This window comes from Haloarcula rubra, assembly GCF_019599465.1.
GTDB classification, from domain to species: Archaea; Halobacteriota; Halobacteria; order Halobacteriales; family Haloarculaceae; genus Haloarcula; species Haloarcula rubra.
The window spans coordinates 93,962-116,386 of record NZ_RKLR01000003.1 but is presented as its reverse complement, the minus strand read 5'-3'; the positions used below and the strand labels follow the sequence as shown (position 1 = coordinate 116,386).

At 66.4% G+C, this 22,425-nt stretch carries 23 protein-coding genes; 9 read left to right on the top strand and 14 right to left on the bottom strand.

Features of this window, described 5'->3' with window-relative positions:
* Nucleotides 1–124 precede the first annotated feature (124 nt).
* Both EGH21_RS08915 and EGH21_RS08910 read left to right on the top strand, forming a co-directional pair.
* The gene (locus tag EGH21_RS08915; RefSeq protein WP_220618128.1) at nt 125–1,234 is read left to right on the top strand and encodes a Gfo/Idh/MocA family protein; all 1,110 of its coding nucleotides are present in this window, start codon (nt 125–127) and stop codon (nt 1,232–1,234) included.
* Between the two features lie 92 nt (nt 1,235–1,326).
* Complete coding sequence (locus tag EGH21_RS08910; protein ID WP_220618127.1) at nt 1,327–4,623, top strand: PKD domain-containing protein; 3,297 nt, start codon at nt 1,327–1,329, stop codon at nt 4,621–4,623.
* Nucleotides 4,624–4,935: 312 nt separating this feature from the next.
* Here EGH21_RS08910 and EGH21_RS08905 read toward each other — a convergent pair whose 3' ends face one another.
* Nucleotides 4,936–5,940: a DUF1616 domain-containing protein gene (locus EGH21_RS08905; protein ID WP_220618126.1), complete on the bottom strand. Its 1,005-nt coding sequence runs from the start codon at nt 5,938–5,940 to the stop codon at nt 4,936–4,938.
* Between the two features lie 264 nt (nt 5,941–6,204).
* Between EGH21_RS08905 and EGH21_RS08900 the strand changes: the two genes are divergently transcribed.
* Entirely contained in the window at nt 6,205–7,206 is a 1,002-nt protein-coding gene (locus EGH21_RS08900) for a GNAT family N-acetyltransferase (protein WP_220618125.1), read from the top strand.
* Nucleotides 7,207–7,214: 8 nt separating this feature from the next.
* On the opposite strand, the gene EGH21_RS08895 is transcribed toward EGH21_RS08900, so the two are convergent.
* Entirely contained in the window at nt 7,215–7,577 is a 363-nt protein-coding gene (locus tag EGH21_RS08895) for a DUF7344 domain-containing protein (protein WP_220618124.1), read from the bottom strand.
* 45 nt (nt 7,578–7,622) lie between these two features.
* Nucleotides 7,623–7,766 carry a hypothetical protein gene (locus tag EGH21_RS08890; RefSeq protein ID WP_220618123.1) on the bottom strand — a complete coding sequence of 48 codons (144 nt, stop codon included), beginning with the start codon at nt 7,764–7,766 and terminating at the stop codon, nt 7,623–7,625.
* 366 nt (nt 7,767–8,132) lie between these two features.
* Here EGH21_RS08890 and EGH21_RS08885 point away from each other — a divergent pair, with 366 nt between their 5' ends.
* Nucleotides 8,133–8,663 (top strand): HTH domain-containing protein, encoded by a 531-nt coding sequence (locus EGH21_RS08885; RefSeq protein WP_220618122.1) that lies wholly within the window; start codon nt 8,133–8,135, stop codon nt 8,661–8,663.
* A 1-nt stretch (nt 8,664) separates the two neighbouring features.
* Here EGH21_RS08885 and EGH21_RS24040 read toward each other — a convergent pair whose 3' ends face one another.
* Nucleotides 8,665–9,021 (bottom strand): DUF5658 family protein, encoded by a 357-nt coding sequence (locus EGH21_RS24040; protein WP_220618121.1) that lies wholly within the window; start codon nt 9,019–9,021, stop codon nt 8,665–8,667.
* Nucleotides 9,022–9,218: 197 nt separating this feature from the next.
* On the opposite strand from EGH21_RS24040, the gene EGH21_RS08875 reads away from it, so the two are divergent.
* Nucleotides 9,219–11,339, top strand: coding sequence for a pre-peptidase C-terminal domain-containing protein (locus tag EGH21_RS08875; protein ID WP_220618120.1), 2,121 nt, complete (start codon nt 9,219–9,221; stop codon nt 11,337–11,339).
* A 54-nt stretch (nt 11,340–11,393) separates the two neighbouring features.
* Here the strand turns inward: EGH21_RS08875 and EGH21_RS08870 are convergent, their stop codons facing one another.
* The 3 genes from EGH21_RS08870 to EGH21_RS08860 form a co-directional block, all read right to left on the bottom strand.
* A complete protein-coding gene (locus EGH21_RS08870; RefSeq protein ID WP_220618119.1) occupies nt 11,394–11,672 on the bottom strand; it encodes a HalOD1 output domain-containing protein in 279 nt (92 codons plus the stop codon).
* Nucleotides 11,673–11,828: 156 nt separating this feature from the next.
* Nucleotides 11,829–12,398: a metal-dependent hydrolase gene (locus EGH21_RS08865; protein ID WP_220618118.1), complete on the bottom strand. Its 570-nt coding sequence runs from the start codon at nt 12,396–12,398 to the stop codon at nt 11,829–11,831.
* Nucleotides 12,399–12,749: 351 nt separating this feature from the next.
* Nucleotides 12,750–13,274 carry a DUF7344 domain-containing protein gene (locus EGH21_RS08860; RefSeq protein ID WP_220618117.1) on the bottom strand — a complete coding sequence of 175 codons (525 nt, stop codon included), beginning with the start codon at nt 13,272–13,274 and terminating at the stop codon, nt 12,750–12,752.
* Between the two features lie 308 nt (nt 13,275–13,582).
* Here EGH21_RS08860 and EGH21_RS08855 point away from each other — a divergent pair, with 308 nt between their 5' ends.
* Nucleotides 13,583–14,170 carry a DUF7344 domain-containing protein gene (locus EGH21_RS08855; protein ID WP_220618116.1) on the top strand — a complete coding sequence of 196 codons (588 nt, stop codon included), beginning with the start codon at nt 13,583–13,585 and terminating at the stop codon, nt 14,168–14,170.
* Between the two features lie 12 nt (nt 14,171–14,182).
* On the opposite strand, the gene EGH21_RS08850 is transcribed toward EGH21_RS08855, so the two are convergent.
* From EGH21_RS08850 to EGH21_RS08835, 5 genes are all read right to left on the bottom strand, one after another.
* The gene (locus EGH21_RS08850; protein ID WP_220618115.1) at nt 14,183–15,079 is read right to left on the bottom strand and encodes a phosphoribosyltransferase HisG-related protein; all 897 of its coding nucleotides are present in this window, start codon (nt 15,077–15,079) and stop codon (nt 14,183–14,185) included.
* Between the two features lie 39 nt (nt 15,080–15,118).
* On the bottom strand, nt 15,119–16,252 hold the full coding sequence (locus EGH21_RS08845; protein WP_220618114.1) for a hypothetical protein: 1,134 nt from the start codon (nt 16,250–16,252) through the stop codon (nt 15,119–15,121).
* Nucleotides 16,253–16,334: 82 nt separating this feature from the next.
* Nucleotides 16,335–17,165, bottom strand: a complete 831-nt coding sequence (locus EGH21_RS08840; protein WP_220618113.1) for an MBL fold metallo-hydrolase — start codon at nt 17,163–17,165, stop codon at nt 16,335–16,337.
* Between the two features lie 32 nt (nt 17,166–17,197).
* Entirely contained in the window at nt 17,198–17,332 is a 135-nt protein-coding gene (locus EGH21_RS24385) for a hypothetical protein (protein ID WP_268899052.1), read from the bottom strand.
* 129 nt (nt 17,333–17,461) lie between these two features.
* Nucleotides 17,462–17,860 (bottom strand): YlbF/YmcA family competence regulator, encoded by a 399-nt coding sequence (locus EGH21_RS08835; protein WP_220618112.1) that lies wholly within the window; start codon nt 17,858–17,860, stop codon nt 17,462–17,464.
* Nucleotides 17,861–17,952: 92 nt separating this feature from the next.
* Here EGH21_RS08835 and dph2 point away from each other — a divergent pair, with 92 nt between their 5' ends.
* The gene (gene dph2 / locus EGH21_RS08830; protein WP_220618111.1) at nt 17,953–18,999 is read left to right on the top strand and encodes a diphthamide biosynthesis enzyme Dph2; all 1,047 of its coding nucleotides are present in this window, start codon (nt 17,953–17,955) and stop codon (nt 18,997–18,999) included.
* Between the two features lie 85 nt (nt 19,000–19,084).
* Nucleotides 19,085–19,708 (top strand): METTL5 family protein, encoded by a 624-nt coding sequence (locus EGH21_RS08825; RefSeq protein ID WP_220618110.1) that lies wholly within the window; start codon nt 19,085–19,087, stop codon nt 19,706–19,708.
* A gap of 10 nt (nt 19,709–19,718) precedes the next feature.
* On the opposite strand, the gene EGH21_RS08820 is transcribed toward EGH21_RS08825, so the two are convergent.
* Both EGH21_RS08820 and EGH21_RS08815 read right to left on the bottom strand, forming a co-directional pair.
* On the bottom strand, nt 19,719–21,368 hold the full coding sequence (locus tag EGH21_RS08820; RefSeq protein ID WP_220618109.1) for a rhomboid family intramembrane serine protease: 1,650 nt from the start codon (nt 21,366–21,368) through the stop codon (nt 19,719–19,721).
* A 146-nt stretch (nt 21,369–21,514) separates the two neighbouring features.
* On the bottom strand, nt 21,515–21,934 hold the full coding sequence (locus EGH21_RS08815; protein WP_220618108.1) for a DoxX family protein: 420 nt from the start codon (nt 21,932–21,934) through the stop codon (nt 21,515–21,517).
* 136 nt (nt 21,935–22,070) lie between these two features.
* On the opposite strand from EGH21_RS08815, the gene EGH21_RS08810 reads away from it, so the two are divergent.
* Nucleotides 22,071–22,421, top strand: coding sequence for a winged helix-turn-helix transcriptional regulator (locus EGH21_RS08810; RefSeq protein WP_220618107.1), 351 nt, complete (start codon nt 22,071–22,073; stop codon nt 22,419–22,421).
* Nucleotides 22,422–22,425 lie beyond the last annotated feature (4 nt).

Sequence of the window (22,425 nt, the reverse complement as noted above, 5' to 3'; positions counted from 1 at the left end):
GGCGGCTATCGACGGGACGACGGCGTCGGCCACCGGTAACGGCGTCGTGACGACGCCAGTAGAAGGGCCTTACCGCCGCACACAGCGCCTATAACAATACCGACAGCACCGAGGTGATGTGACGATGACGCTGAACAGCGCAGTCGTCGGCGGCGGCACGGTGTCCGACGTCCACCTCTCCGGCCTCCAGAAGTGTCCGCTGACGAACCTCGTCGCGATATGTGACCTCGACGAGTCACGAGCGCGAGCGAAAGCGACCGAGTACGACATCGGTGCCTTCGCCGACTTCGAGGGGATGCTCGCCCGTGAAGACCTCGACTGGATTCACCTCTGTACGCCCGTCCAGACACACCTCGACCTGGCGCGGATGGCCATCGAGGACGATATCGCCGTCCAGATAGAGAAGCCCGTGACGACGTCGGTAGTCGAAGCGGAGGAACTGGAATCGCTCGCCGCCGACCACGACGTGCCGGTGTCGGTCGTCCACAACCACAACTTCGACCCGGCCGTTCGCAAGGCGACCCGGCTCGTCGACCGCGGCGCCATCGGCGACGTCCGCTCCGTGAACATCCTCTACACCGGCGAGACGTACCCCGACGACGTGCGCCGGGGCGCGTGGGCGTTCGACCTCCCCGGCGGCGAGTTCGAGGAGGGACTCCCACACCCCATCTACATCGTGCTGAAACTCGGCGGCTACCCGGTCGACGACGACGCGATTCAGGCCCAGACCACTCTCACCAGAGAGTACGAGCAAGGGTTCGACTACGACAGCGTCCAGTTCCAGTACACGAGCGAGACGGACGTCCTGTGTAACGCCACGATACTGGCCAGCGACGTCCCGCACAAGTCCATCCGAATCCACGGCGAGCGGGGCAGTCTGCTCGTCGACGTCGTCTCCCAGACGGTGACGGTCCTCGACCGGGACTACGAGGCCTCCGCGAAGGCCCGCGCGCTCACGAACGTCGACCACGTCCTCGGCCGCATCGAGGGGACGCTGGAGAACGTCGTCGCCGTCGCCCGCCGGAGCTTCACCGACGACTGGGCGGCCGAACGCGACCTCGACTCCCACTACTACCAGTTCGACGCCGAGGCCAGAGCGATTCTCAACGGCGACCCGATGCCGGTCCCCGTCGCCGAGGGGACGTGGACGCTTCGCATCATGGAAGAGGTGCGGCGGGCCGCGGCACGACCGGCCGCCGGCGAGCAGATTCAACTGAACACCGACTCGGTGTAAGTGGCCGTTACCGAGAGACGGCGCTCTATAACAAAGCCGTACTCTTCTGAAACCCGGCCATACTCAGTCGGGCACCAGCCCGTCGGACCATCATGGAACGGGAGACACTCGCAATCAGGAGCATCGCTTTGGTACTGCTCGTCGTCGGCGCAAGTATCGGCCCCTTAGGACCGGTCGGCACGGCCGCGGGGAACGTCGAGAACGTCGAGAACAGACCGGCCGCCTACAGCGTGGTGCAGGGCGAGCGGTGTGTTCCGCTTACCATCGTCGGGGACGGGTCACAGGACGTCGTCACGTACTACGACTACCAGAACGACACGGACTTCAGCTCTCACGGGACCGACGAGCGGCAGGTGTCGCAGGTAAGCCAGTTCTACGTCTATCGCGGGTCTCAGGGCGACAGTCTCGTCTTCCTCCACGACAAGCGCAACGACGGGGGCGACACCGCCGGCGCCGTCTCGATGGACATCACGAACATCCCGACAGAGGCGGAGTGGGCCGTCGAAGACGACAATTACCCCAACCAGGACGACCGATTCGTCCACAACGACACGTCCAGCCAGATGGACTGGATGTGGGAACCGGACCGGAACGACGGGGGCGCGCTGCGCGGGCTCGCGCACGCCAACGACTCCGCCATCGTCGTCGACGCCGAGTGGGGGAACGACACCTACGCAAAAGAGAGCAAGGACTGGGCGTACGCCGACGACCCACTGAACTGGAGTGCCAGAGGGCCGGAGGAGCGCCTCGCCCCGCTCTCGAAGAACGCCTCGGTGTCGGTCCAGCAGGGGGCGTGTGCGGCCGGGAGCGCACCTGACGCGTCGCTGACGGCGTCGCCGTCGAACGCCACCGTCGGCCAGACGGTCACCTACGACGCCAGCAACTCGACGGACGACGGGGACATCTACGGCTACTTCTGGGACACGGACGGCGACGGCACCGTCGATGTCGAGACGGACGGGCCGACGCTGAACCGGACGTACGACACGACCGGCGAGAAGACGGTCACCGTGTTCGTCGACGACATGGAGCGGCGGCGCGGCGAGGCCACGGCCTCGGTGACAGTCACGTCCAACCAGTCCGTCGAGGCGGTTATCGAGGGGCCGACAGAAGCCAACGTGGGCGAGACGGTCACCTTCGACGGGCGTAACTCGACCGTCGGCGAGTCGGCCACGTACGCGTGGACGCTCGGTGACGGCACCAGCGCGACCGGCCCCACCGTGCAGCACACCTACACGCAGGCTGGCTCGTACAACGTCTCGCTGACCGTCAGCGACGGCCAGGGCGACACCGACACGGCGAACACCAGTATCGACGTCGTCGTCGACCAACCGCCCAGCGCGGCCCTGTCGGCGCCGGAGACGGCGCTCCGGAACGAGAGCATCGTGCTGGACGCGGGCAACTCGACGGACGACTTCGGTATCACCGAGTACCGCTGGGACGTGGACGGCGACGGGACGGTCGACCGGCGAACCACGGCGTCGCAGATTCAGACGACGTTCGCCACCACGGGGAATCGGACGGTGGCCGTCACCGTCGCCGACGCCAGCGGACAGACGGACAGCGCGAACGCGACAGTCGCCGTCCAGCGTAACGCGACCGAGGACCCGGTCGCCAGACTCGACGCACCCGCGACTGCACGTCCGGCGGCGAACGTCACGCTGGACGCCAGCAACTCGACGGTCCCCCGCGGTGGCGCCACCTACGAGTGGGACACCGACGGCGACGGCACCGCCGAGAACGTGACGGCGAACGCCACGCTGACCACGGCGTTCGACACCGTCGGCAACCGGACGGTGAGCGTGACCGTCACGGACGCCGAGAACGTGTCGTCGACGGCGACAGCGACGGTCAGCGTCGAGGCCGCGACGGACCTGACGGCCACGCTGTCGGCGGACAGCCAGCAGGTGCAGCCGGGCGAGACAGTGGTGTTCACCGCCGAGGCGACCCCGGCGGACCGCGTCGAGAGCCAGCGTCTCGACTTCGGCGACGGGACCACGACCACGTCTGTCGCCTCACAGACCAGCCACGTCTTCGAGACGAGCGGCCAGTACACGGCGACGTACGAGGTGACCGGCCGGTACGGCCAGACGGCGAGCGCCGCCGTCACGGTGACCGTCGCACAGTCGTCCAGCGGTGGCGGTGGGGGCGGTGGAGGCGGCGGAAGCGACAGCGGCGGAGGCGGTGGCGGCGGTGGCGGAGGCGGTGCGGCCCCCGCCCCGGCGCCCGAACCAGACGACGTCGAACCCCCCGGGACGGCGACGCGCGAGGGGAACGCCGTCGTCGTCGAGAGCAACGTCGAGTCGAACCTCGTCGGTGCCGAAATCGAGGACGGAGCGCTCGGAAGCGGTCCGGTGACGGTCCGGCGTATCGCGCTCGCCGACGTCGAACCCGACACCGCAGTGACCGTGACCGACGAGTGGAACGGGAGCGACGGGCCACCCACCGGCACCGACGAGACGCTGTTGGCACTCGGCCCGACCGTCTCGTCCGGTCCCGCCCCCGCCTCGGTCACCTACCAGCTAGCCGTCGACCGAGCGGCAGTCCGTGACCGTGGTGGCTCGGTCGACTCGCTCGTCGTCGCGACGTGGAACGGGTCCGGGTGGGAGCCCGTCGAGACGACGCTGGTCCGCAACGACTCGACCGTCGTCCTCAACGCGACGGCCGGCCCGGAGGAACCGCTGGTCGTCGGCCTCCCGACGGCACAGGTCGTCGGGACCGACCTCGCAGTCGCCGGGTCGCCGGTGGCGAACCGGTCGACGAACGTCTCGGTGACGCTCGCCAACACCGGGCACCGGGACGGGTCTGAGACGGTGACGACGGTCCTCGGCGGTCGCGTCGTCGCCTCCGAACGCGTGACGATTCGGGCGGGCGAGACCGAGCGTCTCCAGTTTACCGTCGTCCCGACGGCGGCCGGGCAACAGCGCCTCACCGTCGCCGGCCTCCAGACGACCGTCGACGTCGCGCCAGCGAGAGCCGACATCGGCCCCCCGTCGGTCGACGTGGAACGCGAGACGGTCGACGCCGGGGAGTCCGTGCAGGTGCGCGCGACGTTCCGCAACGACGGGACCGTCACCGGCACCGAGAACGCCTCCTTCGTCGTCTTCGGTGAGGTGGTCGAGCGCCAGTCCGTGACCGTCGCACCCGGCGAGACGAAGACGGTCACTTTCGACCAGCGAATCGAACACCCCGGCCAGTACACTGTGGGCGTCAACGGACAGAACGCGTCGGTGACCGTCGGCGGCGAGGCCAAGACCGTCCAGACCGAGTCGTGGGTCCAGTCCGGCGGCGACGGCGGTTCGATGTCCCCGCTCCTGCTGGGCCTCCTCGCGCTCGGCAGCATCGGACTCGTCGCGGGCAGTATCGCCGTCCTCAGTCGACAGCTCTGAGACCCTCACGTTCGGTTTCCGGTCCTTCTCTCGGGTGGACGGTGGATTTCGAGGCGAGGAAGATACTGACAGCCGCCGACAGCGATGCCGTCGGGTCGAACCGCCATTCGAACCGGACGAGCAGTCTCGGCGGCGGAGTCTGACGGCGTCAACGTCGCCTGCTGTTGCACACGACGATGCGCGACGGGCGCGACCGTCGATAGTCAAAAATGTCGCGGACGTGACGAGCGTCGTCGAGAGAAGCGGTTCCCCGGTGACAGAGCAAGGACGGTGACGGCGGCTACCGACCGATGCGACCGTCGGCCAGCCCGGTCACCGCGGCGCGACGTCGATTCGCAGGTAGAGGACCTTGTCCGCAGTCCCGTCGTCGACGGTGTCCGGCATCGGTCCGCGGACGACGTAGTACGCCAATCGGAGGTCCTGTCCGGCCATCGTCGGCGTGACCGTGTGGTCGTACGTCCACGTCTCGTTCACGGCGACCCGCTGTGACTGACGGCGGAGCGTCTCGCTGGCGAGGACCGTCCCGCCGTCGACGCGCTGGAGCCTCGCGACGACGGTGTAGGTGGCGGCGCTGTCGTGGTGGTTCGTCACTTCGACGACGAGCGAAGTCGACTCGCCGACCGTCCCGTTCGTCGGGTACCCACCGGCGACGTTCTCACCAGAGGGCGACTCGGTCAGCAGCGAGGCACTGGTGTAGGACATCGACTGGGTCGGCCCCGCGAGGGCGACGGTGAGCGACCCGAGCGCGGCCACGACGGCGATACAGAGACAGACGGTGAGCGCGCGAGTCACGGCGTCGCCGCCGAAGAAGCGCTCCGTCCCGGTCTGCCGGGCGACCGCCAGCGGGTCGAACCGCTCGTGGGACGGGACGGCGAGCCGTCGAGCAGTGCCGACGACCACGCCGAATACGACGACGACCCACACCGATGCGAGCACGGACTCCGTGGTCAGTCTGATACCCAGCGCTCCGAGCGTGACCGCGGCGAGCGGAATCAGCGTCACGCTGAGACCGAACGACAGCGCCAGTCGCTCCCGTGCGAGGACGCCGTCGTGGGCGGCCGTCAGCGACAGGCCGATAGCGCCCTCACCGGCGTCCCTGTTCTGTGGTCGGCGGGGAAAGAGGGCAGCGATGACCGCGTACCCCGGGACGAAGAACACGAGGAGGGAGCCGACCACGAAGCCGACCACCGTCCCGCCGACGCCGACGGTCACTGCCGCGCTGGCGAAGACGACGTAGACGAGGAGTGCCACGAGGTCTATCGGTACGACGTCTAACGTGGACGCCGCCAGCCGGCGAGCGGTCTCGGTGACGCTCACGCCCTAGACCTCCACCGGTCCGTCGTCGACTCACGGGTCGCCCGAACGCTAGCCCCAGACATTGTTCGATACGGGCTATCCGGGAACGTCGCTTTGTTATGGCGTCCGTACCGCCGGAACGCCCGTCTCGACGGCCCGCAGGTGCCGTGACTGCGTCCGGAGGTAGGCTGGCTATAACTTACCCCCCGTGGTCGTCAGTACGAAGCGAGCGATGTTGGCGCTTACCGGTCTCCGGAACTGGGGGATACGAAGAGGGATGGACCCATGAGCCTGGAAATAACCGCGCTCGACGCGAGCGACAGCGACGTCTGGAACGACACGTTAGAACGGACGGACGAACGGACACCGTTCCATCGCTTCGAGGCGCTCTCGGTGTTCGCCGACCACGCCGACGCGGCGTTTCACCCGCTGATAGGGTACAAGGGTCAGGAACCCGTCGGTCTGTTCCCGCTGTTCACCATCGAGAAGGGGCCGATAACGACGGCGTTCTCGCCACCACCGGACCTCAAAGTGAGCTACCTCGGGCCCGTCATCCTGACCAGTCCCGGGATGAAGTCCAACTCGGTCGAGCGCCGTCGACGCCGGTTCGTCGAGCGCTGTCTGGACTGGCTGGACCGGACACACGCCCCTCGATACGTCCACGTCCGAACGTCTATCACGACCCCCGACACGCGCCCGTTCGACTGGGAGATGTTCGAAGAGACGCCGCGGTTCACCTACGTCGTCGACCTCGAGGCCGGCCCGGACGCGCTGTTCGACCGCTTCAGTCGCGACGCCCGGTCGAACGTGAGGGAGGCAGAGGACGACTGTACGGTGACCGAATCCGGACACGCGGCCGCCCGGAGCATCATCACACAGGTCCGCAACCGGCACGCGGAACAGGACCTCCAGTTCCCCGTGACTATCGAACTCGTCGAGGACCTCTACGAGGCGTTGCCCGAGGGGTACCTCCGCCCGTACGTCTGTACCATCGACGGCGTGTTCGCGGGGGGTAGTCTCGTCCTCGACGACGGCCGCCGCGCGTACGGCTGGCAGGGGACGGTCAAGACCGACCTCGAATACGACATCAACGATCTGCTGCACTGGTACGTCATCCGTGACGCGTCCGCACGGGGCGTCGGAGCGTACGACCTCGTCGGAGCGAACAACCCGCGGCTCTCGCGGTACAAGTCGAAGTTCGCCCCGACGCTGACCCGCTACCACTCGCTCGAGCGGAGCGCGCCCGGGTTCGGCGCGATGGCTCGGCTCTACCGACGGCTCAAGTGAGCCACCGGCTAGTCGTCGCGCATGGTCTCTAACCACGTCTCGATACGGTCGTTGCCGTAGAACCGGACGGTGTTGGTCTCCCTGTCGTAGTCGAGGACGCCGGCGTCGTCCAGTTTCGGGAGGTGGACGTGGTGGAGTGAGACGCCGACGCGGTGCGTCGCGACGTCGGCGAGGTCCGTGCCCTGTTCCGTCTGTGCGACCGTCGCGGCCAGCGACTCCAGTGAGTGCTCGCGCTCGTCGGCGTCGACGAGCGCGCGGAGCAGGATTCGCCGCCGGTTCGACGAGAGCAGGTCGATACACTCTGCGTCCGGTAACAGGCCGGTGTCGCTGTCCGCGTCGGCTAACGGCGAGGTCTCGTCCTCACTCGTCATAGCTGCGTGCGGAGGGCGTGGTCGAGGGACGCGGCACGCTGCCGCTCATTGCCCGCCGTGACCCGACCGTATCGTCCGGTAAGCAAGTCCGACGGTGAGGAGACCGATGCCAATCAGGAGGACCCGTTTCAGTGCGAACATCACACCAGTCAACTCGCTGTCTTTCAGGTAGTTATGAACTTCCTTCACGCCGACACGCGGGCGATGGGCTCGAATACGACGGACGTGGCTCGCGGACGCCGACCGGCAGTCACACTCCCTACCGCCACTAACCACGGAATAACAATACACGGCCACCCCGTCGACTCCGACGCGGGGAGAGCGAACACCTGCGCGTACTGGCCCACACCGGTCCATCCCTTGCCAACTCACCCACCCCACCCCCACTCAGGCCACACGAGACGGCGGCGCCGTCGTCCCGGCTGCGCTGTCCGCTCTCCCCCAACGCAGCCTTATTCGTCGCTATTACGTGATACAGGCGCTGTAAGTCGGTCTTATGTCCCGAAGCGTCCTATGTCTTTAATAGGTCACTGGGGGCATCGCTACGTGAGAGACATGAGTTCAGGTGAGTCAGCGACCCCCCTCGAAGAACTGTTGCCTTCCACGGAGACGTCACTCACCGCCGAGGTGTTCGTCCACTCGTTGGCACCCGTGGGCAGCAAGCGACAGCAGGACGCCCTCGTCGAGCGACTGTCGGGACTCGCCGACGAGGGGGTTGTGGACGGCGTCGACCTGCTGGTCTGGGGCGATAGCATCTGTACGGGGAGCGTGCTCGCGAACGTCGGCAGCGGAGAGCGCATCGTCTCGACCATCGGCGAGTTCTACGCACTCGCGGCCAAACGCGGTATCTCCATCTCGCCGTTCTTCCGCATCACGAAGGTCACCTCCAGCTTCGCCGACGAATCGTTCCGGCGTATCGTCCCGCCGTGTCGGTGTCTGGCACTCTACGCGGAGCAGAAGCTCGTCGCCGTCTTCCCCTGTGTCGTCGACGGCGTCGCGTACACGCCGGAAGACGCTATCTCGGTCCTCGAACGGACGCGCAGTGCGTCGGTGTCCTCGCGAGCGATGGCGGACGAGTCCTCCTGACTCAGAGACAGCCCGGCCCGTACTGGACGAGCAACAGGCTGTTGTGCCCGACTGCGAACAGTTGCGGGAGCGAGAACGCCGTCAGTGCCGCCCGTCGGTACGCGGGTCTGACCCGTCGGTAGACGACGAACAGCGCCCCCAGTGCGAGGAGTTTCAGCCCCATGAGTCCGGCGCCACCCGCCGTGTCTAACGCCGCGCGCGCCACCGGGTTGGCCTCGCTGAAACACATCGACACGCCGACGAGCGTCAGGACGACGTCGGCCGCGGAGGCGACGATCACCACGCCCCAGAGCAGACGTTCGACGTTCGTGCCGCGCTCCTCGACGAACGCGACCTCTGTCGTGAAATCGGACGCCACTCGTGACACCAGCGCTCCACAGTGTATGGTAACTAACCGAATAACCGACCAGCGACCCGTGAGAAGGACACACTTACCGCCAGAAACGCCCTCCTATGAGACGAATCGGTGCAAAATTCGGGTCTGCCTGGTGTTCGGACCGCAGCCCTCTCGTACGGAGTGGGTAACTATACTGTAGTCTACTCACTCTCGCAGTGATGTCCGAACAGACACAGCGGAACGCGGTCCGTCGACGGCGGGGCGTCCGTCTGGTCGCCGTGGTGGTGGTCGCCCTCGTCGCCGTCGTCGGTCCGATTGCAGGGGTGGGTGTCGTCGCCTCGGCACCAGCGACGGACGACACCCGAGAAATCGCGTACGGCGAGACGGTGTCCGGAGCAGTCGACAGCGTCGACCCGATACGGTCGAACCCCACGGAGAACAGCCACAGCGGGGACTGGTACTACGAGCCAGTCTCGTTCGAAGGCGAGGCCGGAGACGTCGTCGACATCGAGGTGTACGCGCCGACGGACACCTCGCTCGTCCTCGTGGGCCCGGACGGCCAGCGAGTCGCCCAGAACGAGGACGGCGGCGAAGGCAACAACTCGGAGATACTCCACCGGCTCCCGGAGGACGGCACCTACACGATACAGGTGACCAGTCACTTCCCCGAGGATACGTTCGAGTATCTGCTCTCCTTGGAACGACTCGACGAGAATGAGGACCTGGAGATGAGCGTTGGCGACACCATCGTCGGCACGGTCGACGAGACGAACGACGAGCGAACCCAGTACAACGGTCGATACGAGGAAGTCCAACTCAGTGGGAACGTCGGACAGGAAATCGAGTTGACGCTGTCCTCGTCCGAGGATTCGGCGCTGTACCTCATCGCGCCGAACAATCGGATCGTCGCCCAAGAGGTCGCCCCGTACTCCGGCCGGGACGTGACTATCGAGTACACGATCGGCAACGACTTGCCCCACACTGTCGTCGTCGCGAGCGGTGACTTCAGCGGCCAGTTCTCCTACGAACTGACCGCCACGGACGTCACGAACGTCACCGAGAACGAGACGGAGATCAAGAGCGATAACTCGACCGATTCCAGCTCCGACGACGGGAGCGGCCACCACGCCGGAAGCGGCCACGGGTCGGACGGCCCGGTGGAGTCCAACCTCCGTGTCCTCAATGCCGGGCTCAACCAGACATCCGCGACGCTGGGCTCCTCGGTCGAGTACACGGTCACGCTCGCGAACTACGGCGACAAGACGGGAGCCTTCGACCGGCCCGTCCTCGTCGACGGACGGACGGCGACGCGAGTCAACGAGACGGTCGAGTCGTACCGGATTCGGACGGTCACGGTCAGCATGACGCCGAACCGGACCGGCCAGTTCGAGGTGTCGCTCGGCGACGCGTCACCCGAGACGCTGACCGTCGTGCCACCGACCACGGCGGCGGGCAACACCGTCGCGGTCGGCAACGACACGCAGGTCGGGTACGAGGCGAACGCCACCGCCGGCGACACGGTGCAGTTCGTCTTCGACATGCCGAGGAGCGACGCGACGCTGCAATCCGTGTCCGTCGAGTCGGCCGAGGCCGGGACCCTCTGGCTCGAAGCCGTTCGCACGCGGAACCTGACCGACGGCGGCCCGCCAGCGGAGGGCCTGTCGGTTGCCAACGGCTACGTGCTGCGGCCGTCGCTCCAGTCCGGCGGGAACACCACCGAGTCACCGGTCCAGAACGGGACGGTGACGATGGCCGTCGACCGCGCGTCACTCGGTGACTCGGCCGAGGCGAACGTCGTCCTCTACCGGTACGACGAGGCATCTGGCGAATGGATGCCGCTGCGGACGACGCGCGTGGGGTCGAACGCCGATACCGTCACCTACCGGGCGCAGATGACGCGGTTCTCGGCGGTGGCCGTGGGGACGGTCGACCCGGTCAGTACGACCGGCTCCCTCTCGAAGACGAGTATCGGTGCCGACGAGACGGTGACGGTGCGTGCGACCGTCCGAAACGACGGCTCCGCCGAAATCGAGCGGACGGTGCCGATAACCGTCGACGGCGAGACCGTGACCGAGCGGTCGGTGTCGGTCCCGGCGGGTGGCGAGCGGACCGTCAGTGCGTCCATCTCGCCGCCGGCCGGGACGCACGATGTCGGGGTCGGCGACGTGTCGGTCGGAACGCTCACCGTCGAGGCCGTCTCGACGGACGAAGAGCAGACCCGAGACGCGGTGACGACGGAGGCCACGACCACCGGCGGGAGCGGCGCCGGGTTCGGCGTCGTCCTCGCGCTACTGGCCGTGGCGCTCACGCTCCTGACGGTCCTCGGACGGCGAGACTGAGCGGCCCGCGTTCCGGACACCCCGTCTCGCCCGACCCTTCTAGCGACCCGACGCTCACTCCGGCGGCGTCACTTCGATACGCCCCGTACTGGTGACGAGTACCCCGAACCCGTCCACCGAGAAACGCACCTCGAGCGACGGCCCGGCACCGTCGACGAGCGCGTCGAGCGCGTCCGTGTCCAGCCCGTCGTAGAGCGGTTCGAGGTCGGTCGTCGAACAGTGCCGGACGTCGGTCAGCGCCGCCACGACGGCGATGCTCGCCGCGGTGTCCGTCGGCGAGAACGTCGTCAGGTACGTGTCGGTGGTCGGGTCGTACGTGGGCTGCCGGTCCACGACGCCCGCGTCCCCCGATTCGCTGTTCCCCCGTCTGCCCCCGGCCGAAAGCTCCCCACTCTTACGTGACATCTGCTAACACAATGAACAGAACGACACTAATTAAAACCACCGTCAGACATCTCACGACGCCGCACGCGCTCGGTCGACCCCCCGCTATCGGTCGGTGGGTGTCGGCCTGACCAGTTCCAGTCCCGGGAGGCCGTCGGCGTGCCAGACGAGGAGGGTCACACCGAGCAGGAACGCTTCGAGGAAGAGGAACCTGAGTCCCGCCTGCGTCGAGACGACGGCGAGGAAGTCGGTGAACAGGTGACCCACGCGGGCGAAGACGTTCGTCGGCGGCATCGGGTCGGCCGGAATCAGCGGCCAGAGTACGAACCCCAACCGGAGTTCGTCGCCCAGCACGAGTGGGTACACCACGTCGCTGGGGATGTGTGCGAGGTACGCGACTGCGAAGGCGATACCTATCGAGGACCGGCGGTACCGGGCGGCGACGAGGACGACGAGCGTCGCGACGGGGACAGCGAACAGCAACGAGTGGGCGAGCGACGTTCCGGAGGGCAACAGCGTCGTCCCCCACCCGAGCGGCTTGTCGACGAGGTCGGGGAACTGCGACCCGAGACCGACGGCGAGGACGTCGGGGCCCCGCGGTCGGGACCGACCGGTCGCCCGTACTACCAGCGAGTAGAGGAGGTAGCCGACGGCGAGATGTTCCCACGGCCACATCGAACTATGCACCCCACCCGACGACGTCACTGGTCTGTCTCACGGCCGGGGGTCGGACCGTACCCCCTATTGTTATGCTGGTCGTATACCGACACGGACGGCCACCGTCGTGCGGTTCGACGTCGGTGCTCGGGTCGCCGGCGGCGCCGTCGTCCGGGAGAGTATAGAGTTCATTCTCTGAGCTATGGGCACAATTACTAACCCCGAACAGGGGGTGGTCGGGTGTGTGATGCCTCGACATATCACTGACCAGGAGTTGGAACGGATGGTGGAGTTCGCGAACACACCGACGTATCTACGGAAGCCCGAGCAACTACTCCCCCAGGACGAAGAGTAGTCGCGGCGTGCCGCTCACTCGCTGAACTCCGACGGTGGGGGTCGCTGACGCCATCGGTACACGGCGTGCACCGCGGTCAACGCGACGAAGGCGCCGACGACGACCACCGCGACTACTCCTTGACCGATTCCCAAACCGAGCGCAGAGGCGACGATGAGGAGCGTACTCACGACGGCGAGGCCGAGGTAGTACAGGTACCACGTCGGCTCCTCCTGCTGGTCGCCGAGGTACGGGTCTATCTCGGACGCCTTGCGGGCGATCGACACCTCTCCCGACTCCTCGTCGTAGTTGACGAGTCCCGCCTCGGCGAGTTTGGGAAGGTGTGTCTGGTACAGAGACACGTACACGCGCTTGCGCTGCTGTGTCGAGAGGTCCTCGACCGTCGTATCGTTCTCCCAGGCAGCGACGTGTTCGGCGAGGTCGGTCAACTGAATCGGGTTCGGTTCGGTCCTGAGAAAGTAGAGCACGTATCTACGGCGAGGGCTACTGAGGATGTCGAAGACGCGGTCGCGTGAGAGTTCTGTGTTGTTTTGTTCCATCGCATCCGTCGCCGCGGTTGGTGAGTAGACGGTTCATCTAGCTGTCGTCAGAGACGACACGGCCGTACCGAACGTCGGGTACACATTTGTTACAGCGTCGTTACCCCCGAGACATGGGAGATTACTGCCTTCGGCGTAGCATTGAACGAAACCCGTCGGCGGCGGGGACCGGTCGCCACGAACCGGCGAGTCACGCCGTCCGAAACAGTAAGCATACGAGAAAGAACTATATACGTCGACTGTCAGGTTGTGAATACGACAGCACCGTCGTCGACCGCCCCGTGAGAGACTGCGACCCGACCGTACGCGTGAGAGACAAACAGAACGGCCACCACGACGCCGACTCGAAGGACGCAGATACAGTCGATACTGGGGTCGTTCGGACGCTCTGTGGCGACCCCGCCGGTTCGAGAGGGGAGGACGCACTAGACGACGGTGCAATATTCGACGTCCTCCGGAACGAGCGACGCCGCGCGACCCTCAGCGTCCTCCCGCCGGACGAGTCGGTCTCGGTTAGTTCACTCGCCGAACAGGTCGCTGCTATCGAGAACGATACGACGCCGGAGTCGCTGACAGAGCGACAGCGAAAGCGGGTGTACGTCTCGCTCCACCAGAGCCACCTGCCGAAGATGGACGACCTCGGTATCGTGGCGTTCGACCGCGAGGCGGCGACCGTCTCGCTCGGCCCGGCCGGCGACGACGTCGGCAGGTACGTAGACGGTGTGGCGACGTCGAGAGCGTGGTACCGGTACTACGCCGCCATCGCGCTCGCGGGACTGGGGCTGCTCCTCGCACAGACGGCGCTACTACCGGCCGCGTCGACCACGCCGGTCGCCGTCGTCGTGCTGCTGGCCGTCGGCGCCTGTTCGGCTCTCCACTGGGTCTGCGAGCGATAGCAGGGGAGTGACTCAGACGGACTGGAGCGCCGTCTCCTCGGGTTCGGCGAACAGTTCGCCGACGTCTTCGGTCGTCGCGTCGCGTTCGCGCGCGTTCTCTAACAGCACAGTCTCGCTGGGGAACAACTGCTCGCCCAGTTCGAGGTCGTGGTCCCGTGCGGTCGACCCCGTCACCGTCAGGTAGACGCCGATGCCGGTGGCCGCGATGTCGGCCTCCTCCTCGTTGCCGTTCTCGGGATACGTGAACGTGATGCCGTCGAGCGCCGCCGTCCCGAGGACGGCCTCTACGAGGCGTTCGTACCGTGGCGAGATGCAGAGCTCGCCGTCGTAGTTGCGGACGAACTCCCGGTCCAGCGTGCGGTCCTGTGAGTCGACGACGTCCGGCGTCGCCAGCAGGGTGTGATACACCGTGTCGCCGAGACCCGTGACGACCCGAACGTCGGTGTCGAGCGGGTCGATACGGTCGTTTATCTCCGCGATGCTCGTCAGCGCGTCGTCACGGAGCTGCACGACTTCCTCCAGTACGAGGTCGGCGCTGTCGAACCCGAGGGCGAACTCGTGGGTACGGAGCGCGCGGAACGGTTCCTCTCGCCCTATCAACTGGACGTCGCCGTGGTCGGTCGGCACGGTGACGCTGTCGAAGACGACGCGACGGGGCATCCCGTCCCTGTCGTCGCGGAGGAGGGTGTACTCCGGCCGGTGTGGGTCGTCGAGACTGGAGTACTCGGCGAGGCGATGGTAGACGTCGGCCTCGGCGGTCTGGTTGCCTTTGGTAATCGCTTTCTCGTAACGCAGAGTCGAGATGATGTCGTCCGCCAGTTCGGTCGTCCCGGTTCGGGCGGCGAGGCGTTCCAGCACCGCCTCGAGGGGCCGCCCCTTCCGGGGAACGGCCACTCTGGTCGTCGTCATTAGCGGTGTCCACTGGCGGGACGAATAAAACCAGTTCGATTAGTCGCCGCCGCCACCGATGACGGACGAGAGCTGTTCGCGCCACTCCTTGAGGTCGTCTATCTCCTCTTCGAGGTCCGTCAGTCGCTCGTCGATTTCGCCGTCACCGATCTCCTCGCGGACCTCGTCGATTTCGGCTTCGAGGTCGCCGAGGTGGGACTCCATCTCGTCCAGTTCGTCGTCCATCGAGTCGACGGTCGACTCGACGGCTTCGACGTCCTCCGTCGCCGACTCCGCCGCGGACTTGGCGCTCTGGATGTCGTCCTCGAAGGTCGCCAGTTCGGTCTCGAAGGCGTCGAGACGCTCGCTGAACTCCGCTATCATCTCCTCGCCCGTCCCGTTCTCTTCGAGGAACTCCTCCAGTGCGTCGGTGTAGGCGCGCAGGTCGGAGACGTCCGACTGGATACGCTTGATGCGGGCCTCGTTGACGCCTCCCGCCGACTCGTCCTCGTCGTCTTCGGAGACGGCGTCGAGGGCGCGCTTGAGCAGTTTCACGTCGTCGGCAGAGACGTTGTTCTGGCGAATCTCGTTCGCCATCGCCGCGACGACGTTGCCCGTCTCGACGTCGACGTCCGCCTGTTCCACGTCGTCGTCGCCCGCCGCGCCCGCGTTGCCGCCGGCAGTGCTCTTCCCGTTGGGGTCTTTGAGGTCGAGAGTCTCGATGTCCTCGTCGGCGTCGTCCTCCAGCCCCGGCACGCTGTCACTCTCGCCCGCGATGACGTCCTTCACGGCGTCGTCGCCGCTGCCGACGATGTCGGTGTCGTCGTCCAGCGGCGGGTCGACGTTCTCTATCGCCGGTTCCGTGAGGAACTTCTCGACGTCGTCGGTCCCGGTCGCACGGATACCGTAGACCGTCGTGTAGTCCGCGTCGGGTTCTATCTCCTTCTCGAAGGCGATGCGGTCGTCGTTGATGTCCCAGTACTCGGACCCGTACTCGGGGTGGAACCCGAGGTCCTCGACGGCGACGTCTTCGGGGACGGTGTCGACCAGTCTGAGCGTGACTGGCTCCGAGCGCCGTGAGCGGACGTTGAACGCTATGGCTGGCACCGGGAACTCGTCGGCCTCGAACCGCTTGGTGACGGTCACTCCATCCGAGGCGACGGTAATCTCCTCGTACGCTTGCGAATCACTCATGTATGTCACTGCATACCCCGCCACTATTAAAGGTACTTCGCCTGCCTCACCTGACGATAAACCAACAACTTACCGAGAGTGTTCAGAGGTCGACGCGGTCACCGATTTCGGCTATCTCTAGCGACGCCGGATAGTCGAAACTGTTGGCGTGATTGTGGAGGACGGTCGGTTCGGTAGTCATCCCCTTCCACATGTCCCAGTGGCTCGGCAGCAGGGTGTCTAGCTGGAGTTCGTTGGCGGCCTCGATGATCATGTTCTCGTCGTTGTACCACTTGGTCCGCTTGGGTTCGCCAGTGTCGCTGTCGGGAATCATCCCGACGGTCCCGAACGCGAGGACGCCGAGGTCGATGTCGTAGGCATCGCCGACCGCCTCGAAGTCGCCGGGGCGGGCGTCGCCGCCGTGGAAGAACGTCCCAGACTCGTGTTCGAAGACGTACGAGACGGGGTGTTCGGCGTCCGGGTCGTTGGCCGGTTCGACGTGGACGGTCAGATCGCCGATTTCGAGGCTGTCGCCCTCCGTGACTTCGTGGAGTTGGTCGTCGGTGACCGACCAGTTGTCAACCCACGCCTCCTCCTTGACGACGTCGTGGCCGCTGTCAGTCGTGTAGTAGTCCGCGCCGGTGCTCGCGAGGATTGGGGCCTGCGAGGGCCCGTGGACGTGGTCCGTGTGTTCGTGGGTCCCGAGGACGGCGTCGGCCTCGGTGACCTCCGAGGGGTCGAACGGCACCGGGACCATCCGCACGGTCCGCGGCGGGTCGCCGATGCCGAGGTACGGGTCGACGAACACCGTTGTGTCGCCGCTCGTCTTGACGACGAAACCGTTACAGCCGAGATACCAGATAGCCAGTCCGTCCGGGTCGGCGTCTTCGACAGCACGCAGGAGCCAATCGTCCCAGTCTGAGTCGACCGTCATAGTCCCGACTGCGGGTGGGCGTGGCTAAGTCGTTACGGACCGTCGCGGGACCGCTCGATACGCCAGTCGTCGTACTCGACGTCGGCGACGGCGGGCGGCGAGCGGAGCGACGGGGAGCGTGCGACATACGCCGTGGCGAGAACGTCTCCGACCGTTTGGATATGCACTGTGCCGGCCCGTCGGGATTTTACACAGAGTGACGGTACGTCCGACGACTATCGACGTGCGATATCGCTGTCGATGTCGCGAGGATGAACGTGAAAATGGACTTCGAGTGTCGAACCTACGTCCCCGAGTCAGTCTTCACAGCAACCGCCGGCCTTCTGGCCGAAGTCGACGGCGAGTTGCTCCGAGACGATTTCGTTGAGCTCCTGTAAGCGGAGTTCGAGTTCGTTCTGGACTTCGAGGTAGTCGCTCATGACGGGGATGTCGTGGAGGTCCTCCTGTGCGTTCTGGAGTTCGCGCAGGTCCTCCTGACTCGCACGGCCGGTCTGGCGGGCGAGTTGGAACTCCTCACGAATCTGTTCGAACTCCTGGATGGCCTCCTGGGCCTCGTCGTCGTTCTCGACGGCCTCCTTCGCCTCGACGAAGCGCTGGTAGACGGGCAGTTCGGCGATGGCTTCGCCGAACTCCGTCGCGAGTTCGTCGACTCGGTCGCCGGTCGGGTCGGCGGCGGTGTCGCTGTCGATGCTCATCGCCGTCAGATTAGGACTCGCGCGGTATAGGCTTGCCGAAACCTCGGGTCGAAGCGCGGAGGTTTTACCCCGCGAGGGAGTATGCGGTCCCAATGAGCCAAGAGCGTACCGAGGGTGACCTCCGAAACACAGGCCTCTCGCTCAAGCACGACCGCGAGTGGGACTACGAACTCGACCGTATCGTCGAGGCTGTCGACGAACGCGACGCCGACACTGTCGGACTGCAGTTCCCCGAGGGGCTGAAACGACGCGGCCCCGCCGTCGCCGACGACCTGCGCGCGGAACTCCCCGACGACGTCTCCGTGATGATATCCGGCCAACCCTGCTACGGCGCCTGCGACCTCGACACCTACCTGATGCGTCGGACCGACGTGTTCGTCCACTTCGGTCACTCCCCGATGAAGGAGTCGGACAAGATAATCTACGTCCCCCTCTTCTCTAACGTCGACGTCTTCCCGATGATGGAGCAGGCCGAAGCCGAGGAACTCCCGGACCCGGACGAGGACCCCGACGTCGGCCTCGTGACGACGGCCCAGCACATGAACAAGTTCGACGAGATGCGGTCGTGGCTCGAAGCACGCGGCTACGAGGTCCACGTCCGCAAGGGCGACGACCGACTGACCAACGAGGGGCAGGTGCTGGGTTGTAACTACGCCTCGGCCGACGTCGACGCCGACACGATTCTCTACGTCGGCGGCGGCAAGTTCCACCCGCTCGGACTGGCGATGGAACACCCGGACAAGAAGGTCGTCATCGCGGACCCGGTCAACAACGCGCTGACCGTCGCCGACACCGAGAAGTTCATGAAACAGCGCTACGCGTCGGTCCACAAGGCGATGGACGCCGAGACGTGGGGCGTCATCTTCTGTACGAAGATCGGGCAGGGTCGCTGGGAGAAGGCACAGGAGATAGTCGAGAACAACGACGACGCCTACCTCATCACGATGGACGAGGTGACGCCGGATCGACTGACGAACTTCGGGATGGACGCCTACGTCAACACCGGGTGTCCGCGCATCACGACCGACGACGGCCCGCAGTTCAAGCGGCCGATGCTCACGCCCGGCGAGTACGAGATAGCCATCGGGGAGCGTGACCTCGAGGACTTAGAGTTCGACACCTTCCACGGTACGTGGTGACCGGCCCAATCGGTCGGTGACGCGAGTGTGGATTACCACCAGACATTTGCAAACATTTTTGCATGATTCTGGCGTATTGCCGCTGATGCCGACAAAGAGCGCGCTCGCCCAGCAACTCGGTGTCGTCGCGGGGTTCGACGATCCACAGGCCAGTCTCGAACAGTACCGCACGCCGCCGGATTTGGCGGCCCACCTCGTCCACACGGCCGACCTGCAGGGCGACATCCAGGACCGGACGGTCGTCGACCTCGGGTGCGGGACCGGGATGCTCGCGCTGGGGGCGGCACTCCGTGGGCCCGACACCGTCGTCGGCCTCGACATCGACCCCGCACCGCTGGCGACGGCACGGAAGAACGAGCGGAAAGTCGGGTCGACGACGTCCGTCTCGTGGGTGCGCGCTGACGCGACGCAGGCCCCGCTCTGTCCCCCCGAGGATACCACCGTCGTGATGAACCCGCCGTTCGGCGCGCAGTCCGGCAACGAACACGCCGACCGGGAGTTCCTCGCGACGGCCGCCGAGGTAGCCGCCGTCTCCTACTCCGTCCACAACGAGGGGAGCAGGGAGTTCGTCGAGTCGTTCGCCGCCGACAACGGCGGGGACGTGACCCACGCCTTCGAGACGGAGTTCGCCCTCCCGAAGCAGTTCGACTTCCACGACGAGGACACTCGGACCATCACCGCGGAAGTCTTCCGCATCCGCTGGGACTGAGGAGCGGGGCTCACTTCGGCGGCCGACGCCGTTCCGCGATTTTCACGCGCGTGTCGTTGACGCCGGCGTACAGTCGGGTCCGGTTTCGCTCGAACGCGAGGCCGCCGATAGTCCGCGTGGTCGCGTTCGGCGGCAGTCGGTCGACGTCTATCGTCGTGTTCCCGCGCCGGACGGCGACCAGGAAGCCGTCGTCGGCGGGTCTGAACGTGACGTTGCGCCCGTCGATGGTGGTGTCGGCCGTCGAGGGCGACGACGTGAAGACCGTCCGACGGTCACCGCCCGCACGTCGGAGTTGGACCCGGTAGACGGACTCGTTGCCCAGTACGTTCCACCCGGTCCGGTTGGCGTACACCGTCTCGCGCCACCCCGGCCCGCCCACGACGACGGCCGCACGCTGGTTCAGTGCCAGTCGCCCCTTCTGGACCTGCGCTATCCATATCTCGCGGCGGTCGCTGGCGACGATGACGCCGCTCTCCGTGACGTTCGTCTGGTCGGCCCCGAGGCCGAACGGGAGAGAGATGCTCGCGATGTACTCGTTGCGGACGTTCTCGTCGTACGTGACGACGTAGTCCCGCACCTCGACGCCGTCGGCCGGCACGTCCTCCGGGCCGATGGTCGCCGTGTTGGCGGGCACCGAGGCCAGACAGAGCGCCGCGAGAGAGACGACGAGGACGAGGCCGGCCAGTGAGTGCCAGTCGCGTTCGAACCGCGGGCGGAGGCCCCGGTCCAGTCGCGCGGTGGCGGCCGCCACGAGGAGTGCGAGGACGAACACCAGCCCCGTCCCCAGCCACCGGAAAAGGGTGAACCGACCGCCACCGACCGGAACGTAGACGGCCCAGAGGCCGTTCGAGACGGCGTACACGAGCGTCGCGAAGAACACGCGCGTCGTCGCCGGACGCTCGCTCCGCGCCCAGAGGAAGACGGCGCCGAGGACGACGCCGGCGAGGAGGCCGATAGCGTGGCCCTGAATCGCGATGTTGGCCCACCACGGCGTGACGAAGCGCGTACTCCCGCCGACGGTCGGTTCGGGGAACAGCAGCGCCGTGTACACCTGGTCGAGGACGCGACTGCCGAGCAACGCGCCGAGGAAGAGGAACGGACGGGTCACCAGCGCGAACCCGGCCAGCGCGAAGACGACGCCGGAGAACCCGACGACGGGACCGACGGCGAACACGCCGCTGAAGACGCCGACGCCCGCCATCGCGACGGGGACGGCGAGGATGCGGGCGAAGGGGTTCGTCGACAGGGACGAGAACGTCTGTCGACCGCGGCGCTGGGGGTAGTGGCCCCACGCGTACTCGACGACGGCGCCGTAGGCGAAGGTGCCGACGAGGTTGCCGGTGACGTGTGCGTCGCTGCCGTGGGTGAACGGCCCGGTCAGCATCCCGAGCGGGTAGAAGTACGACCACGTCCGAAACGGCGTGACGAGGGGGCGCGAGTGCCACCACGTTCCCTGCACGAACAGGTAGACGGCGAGGATACCGGCCATCGTCAGCACCGTCCCCCACGGCACCCCGAAGAGGAGGCGACGGCGGAGTGGAGTGCTGAGTCGCGCACCTGCGAGGCGGCGCAGGCCGACGAGGACGAGAGCGACGGTGACGACGACGGCGAGCGAGCGGACCGGCACCGCGTCCAAAGCGCCCGGCAACGACTGCATCATTCACCCCTACCTCTGGACGGTGGCGGCTTATGACTGGCGCCGCGAGGCGTGGGTCGGTCGACGGTCGGGGCTCGAAACCCGTCGCTCCAGCGTGTGGACGGTTCGATAAAGCGCTTCGGTACGGAGAGCGAGGTACGCGGCCGTCCTCAGACGAGGCCGACGCCGACGCTGTACGGCCACGCGGTGCCAGCGGCGGCCAGCAGGACGAGTGCGCCCCCGGCCATCGCGACGTTCTTCAGGAAGCCGGTCATCTCGTCTTGCTGCTGGTCCTCGGGGACGGCCCAGAAGTCGTGCATCGTGACGGCCGAGACGAGCAGGAACGTCGCCAGCGCGCCGGCGGCCAGCACCGGGAAGACGCCGAGGATGATGCCGAGGCCGCTGAAGACGAGCAGACCGCCGCTCCCGTAGACGGTCAGGCCCGGCGCGGGCAGGCCCTTCGCCTCGGCGTAGGGAGTCATCTGCTCGGCGTTCAGGAAGTGGTTCACGCCCATGAATGCGAGGACGCCGCCGAACAGGACTCGGGCGAACAGGAAGACGAGCGCGCCGCCAGCGGTGTCGAACACCATCAGGCGGACACCTCCGTCGCGGCGGTGGTGGTCGAGCGGTCGGGTCGTGCTGCGAATGGTGGTTTCATTACGTTACTTGGTTCGAATGCGAACCTATATATCGCTTCCCGGACATAGAAGATACCAGGTATCACCGATGTCATCAGAAGTGTTCACTGAATCCGCCGGGGCCGAGGAAGAGGGGCCGTGCGCTATCGTCGAGTCGCTCGAACAGATCGGGTCGAAGTGGCGACTCGTCGTCCTCCACGAACTCCAGAACGGGGAGCGCCGGTTCAACGAACTCAAACGCGCCACGGACGCCAGTTCGCGGACCCTCTCGCGCGTCCTCGACGACTTGCAGGAGATGGGGTTCGTCGAACGACGGCTAGAGGAGGACGCCCCCGTCGCGACGTACTACCAACTCACGGACAAGGGGGAGTCGCTCTGCCCGGTGTTCGACGAGATAGCGTGCTGGGCCGACGAGTGGCTCGCCGCCTGCGACGACTGAGCCG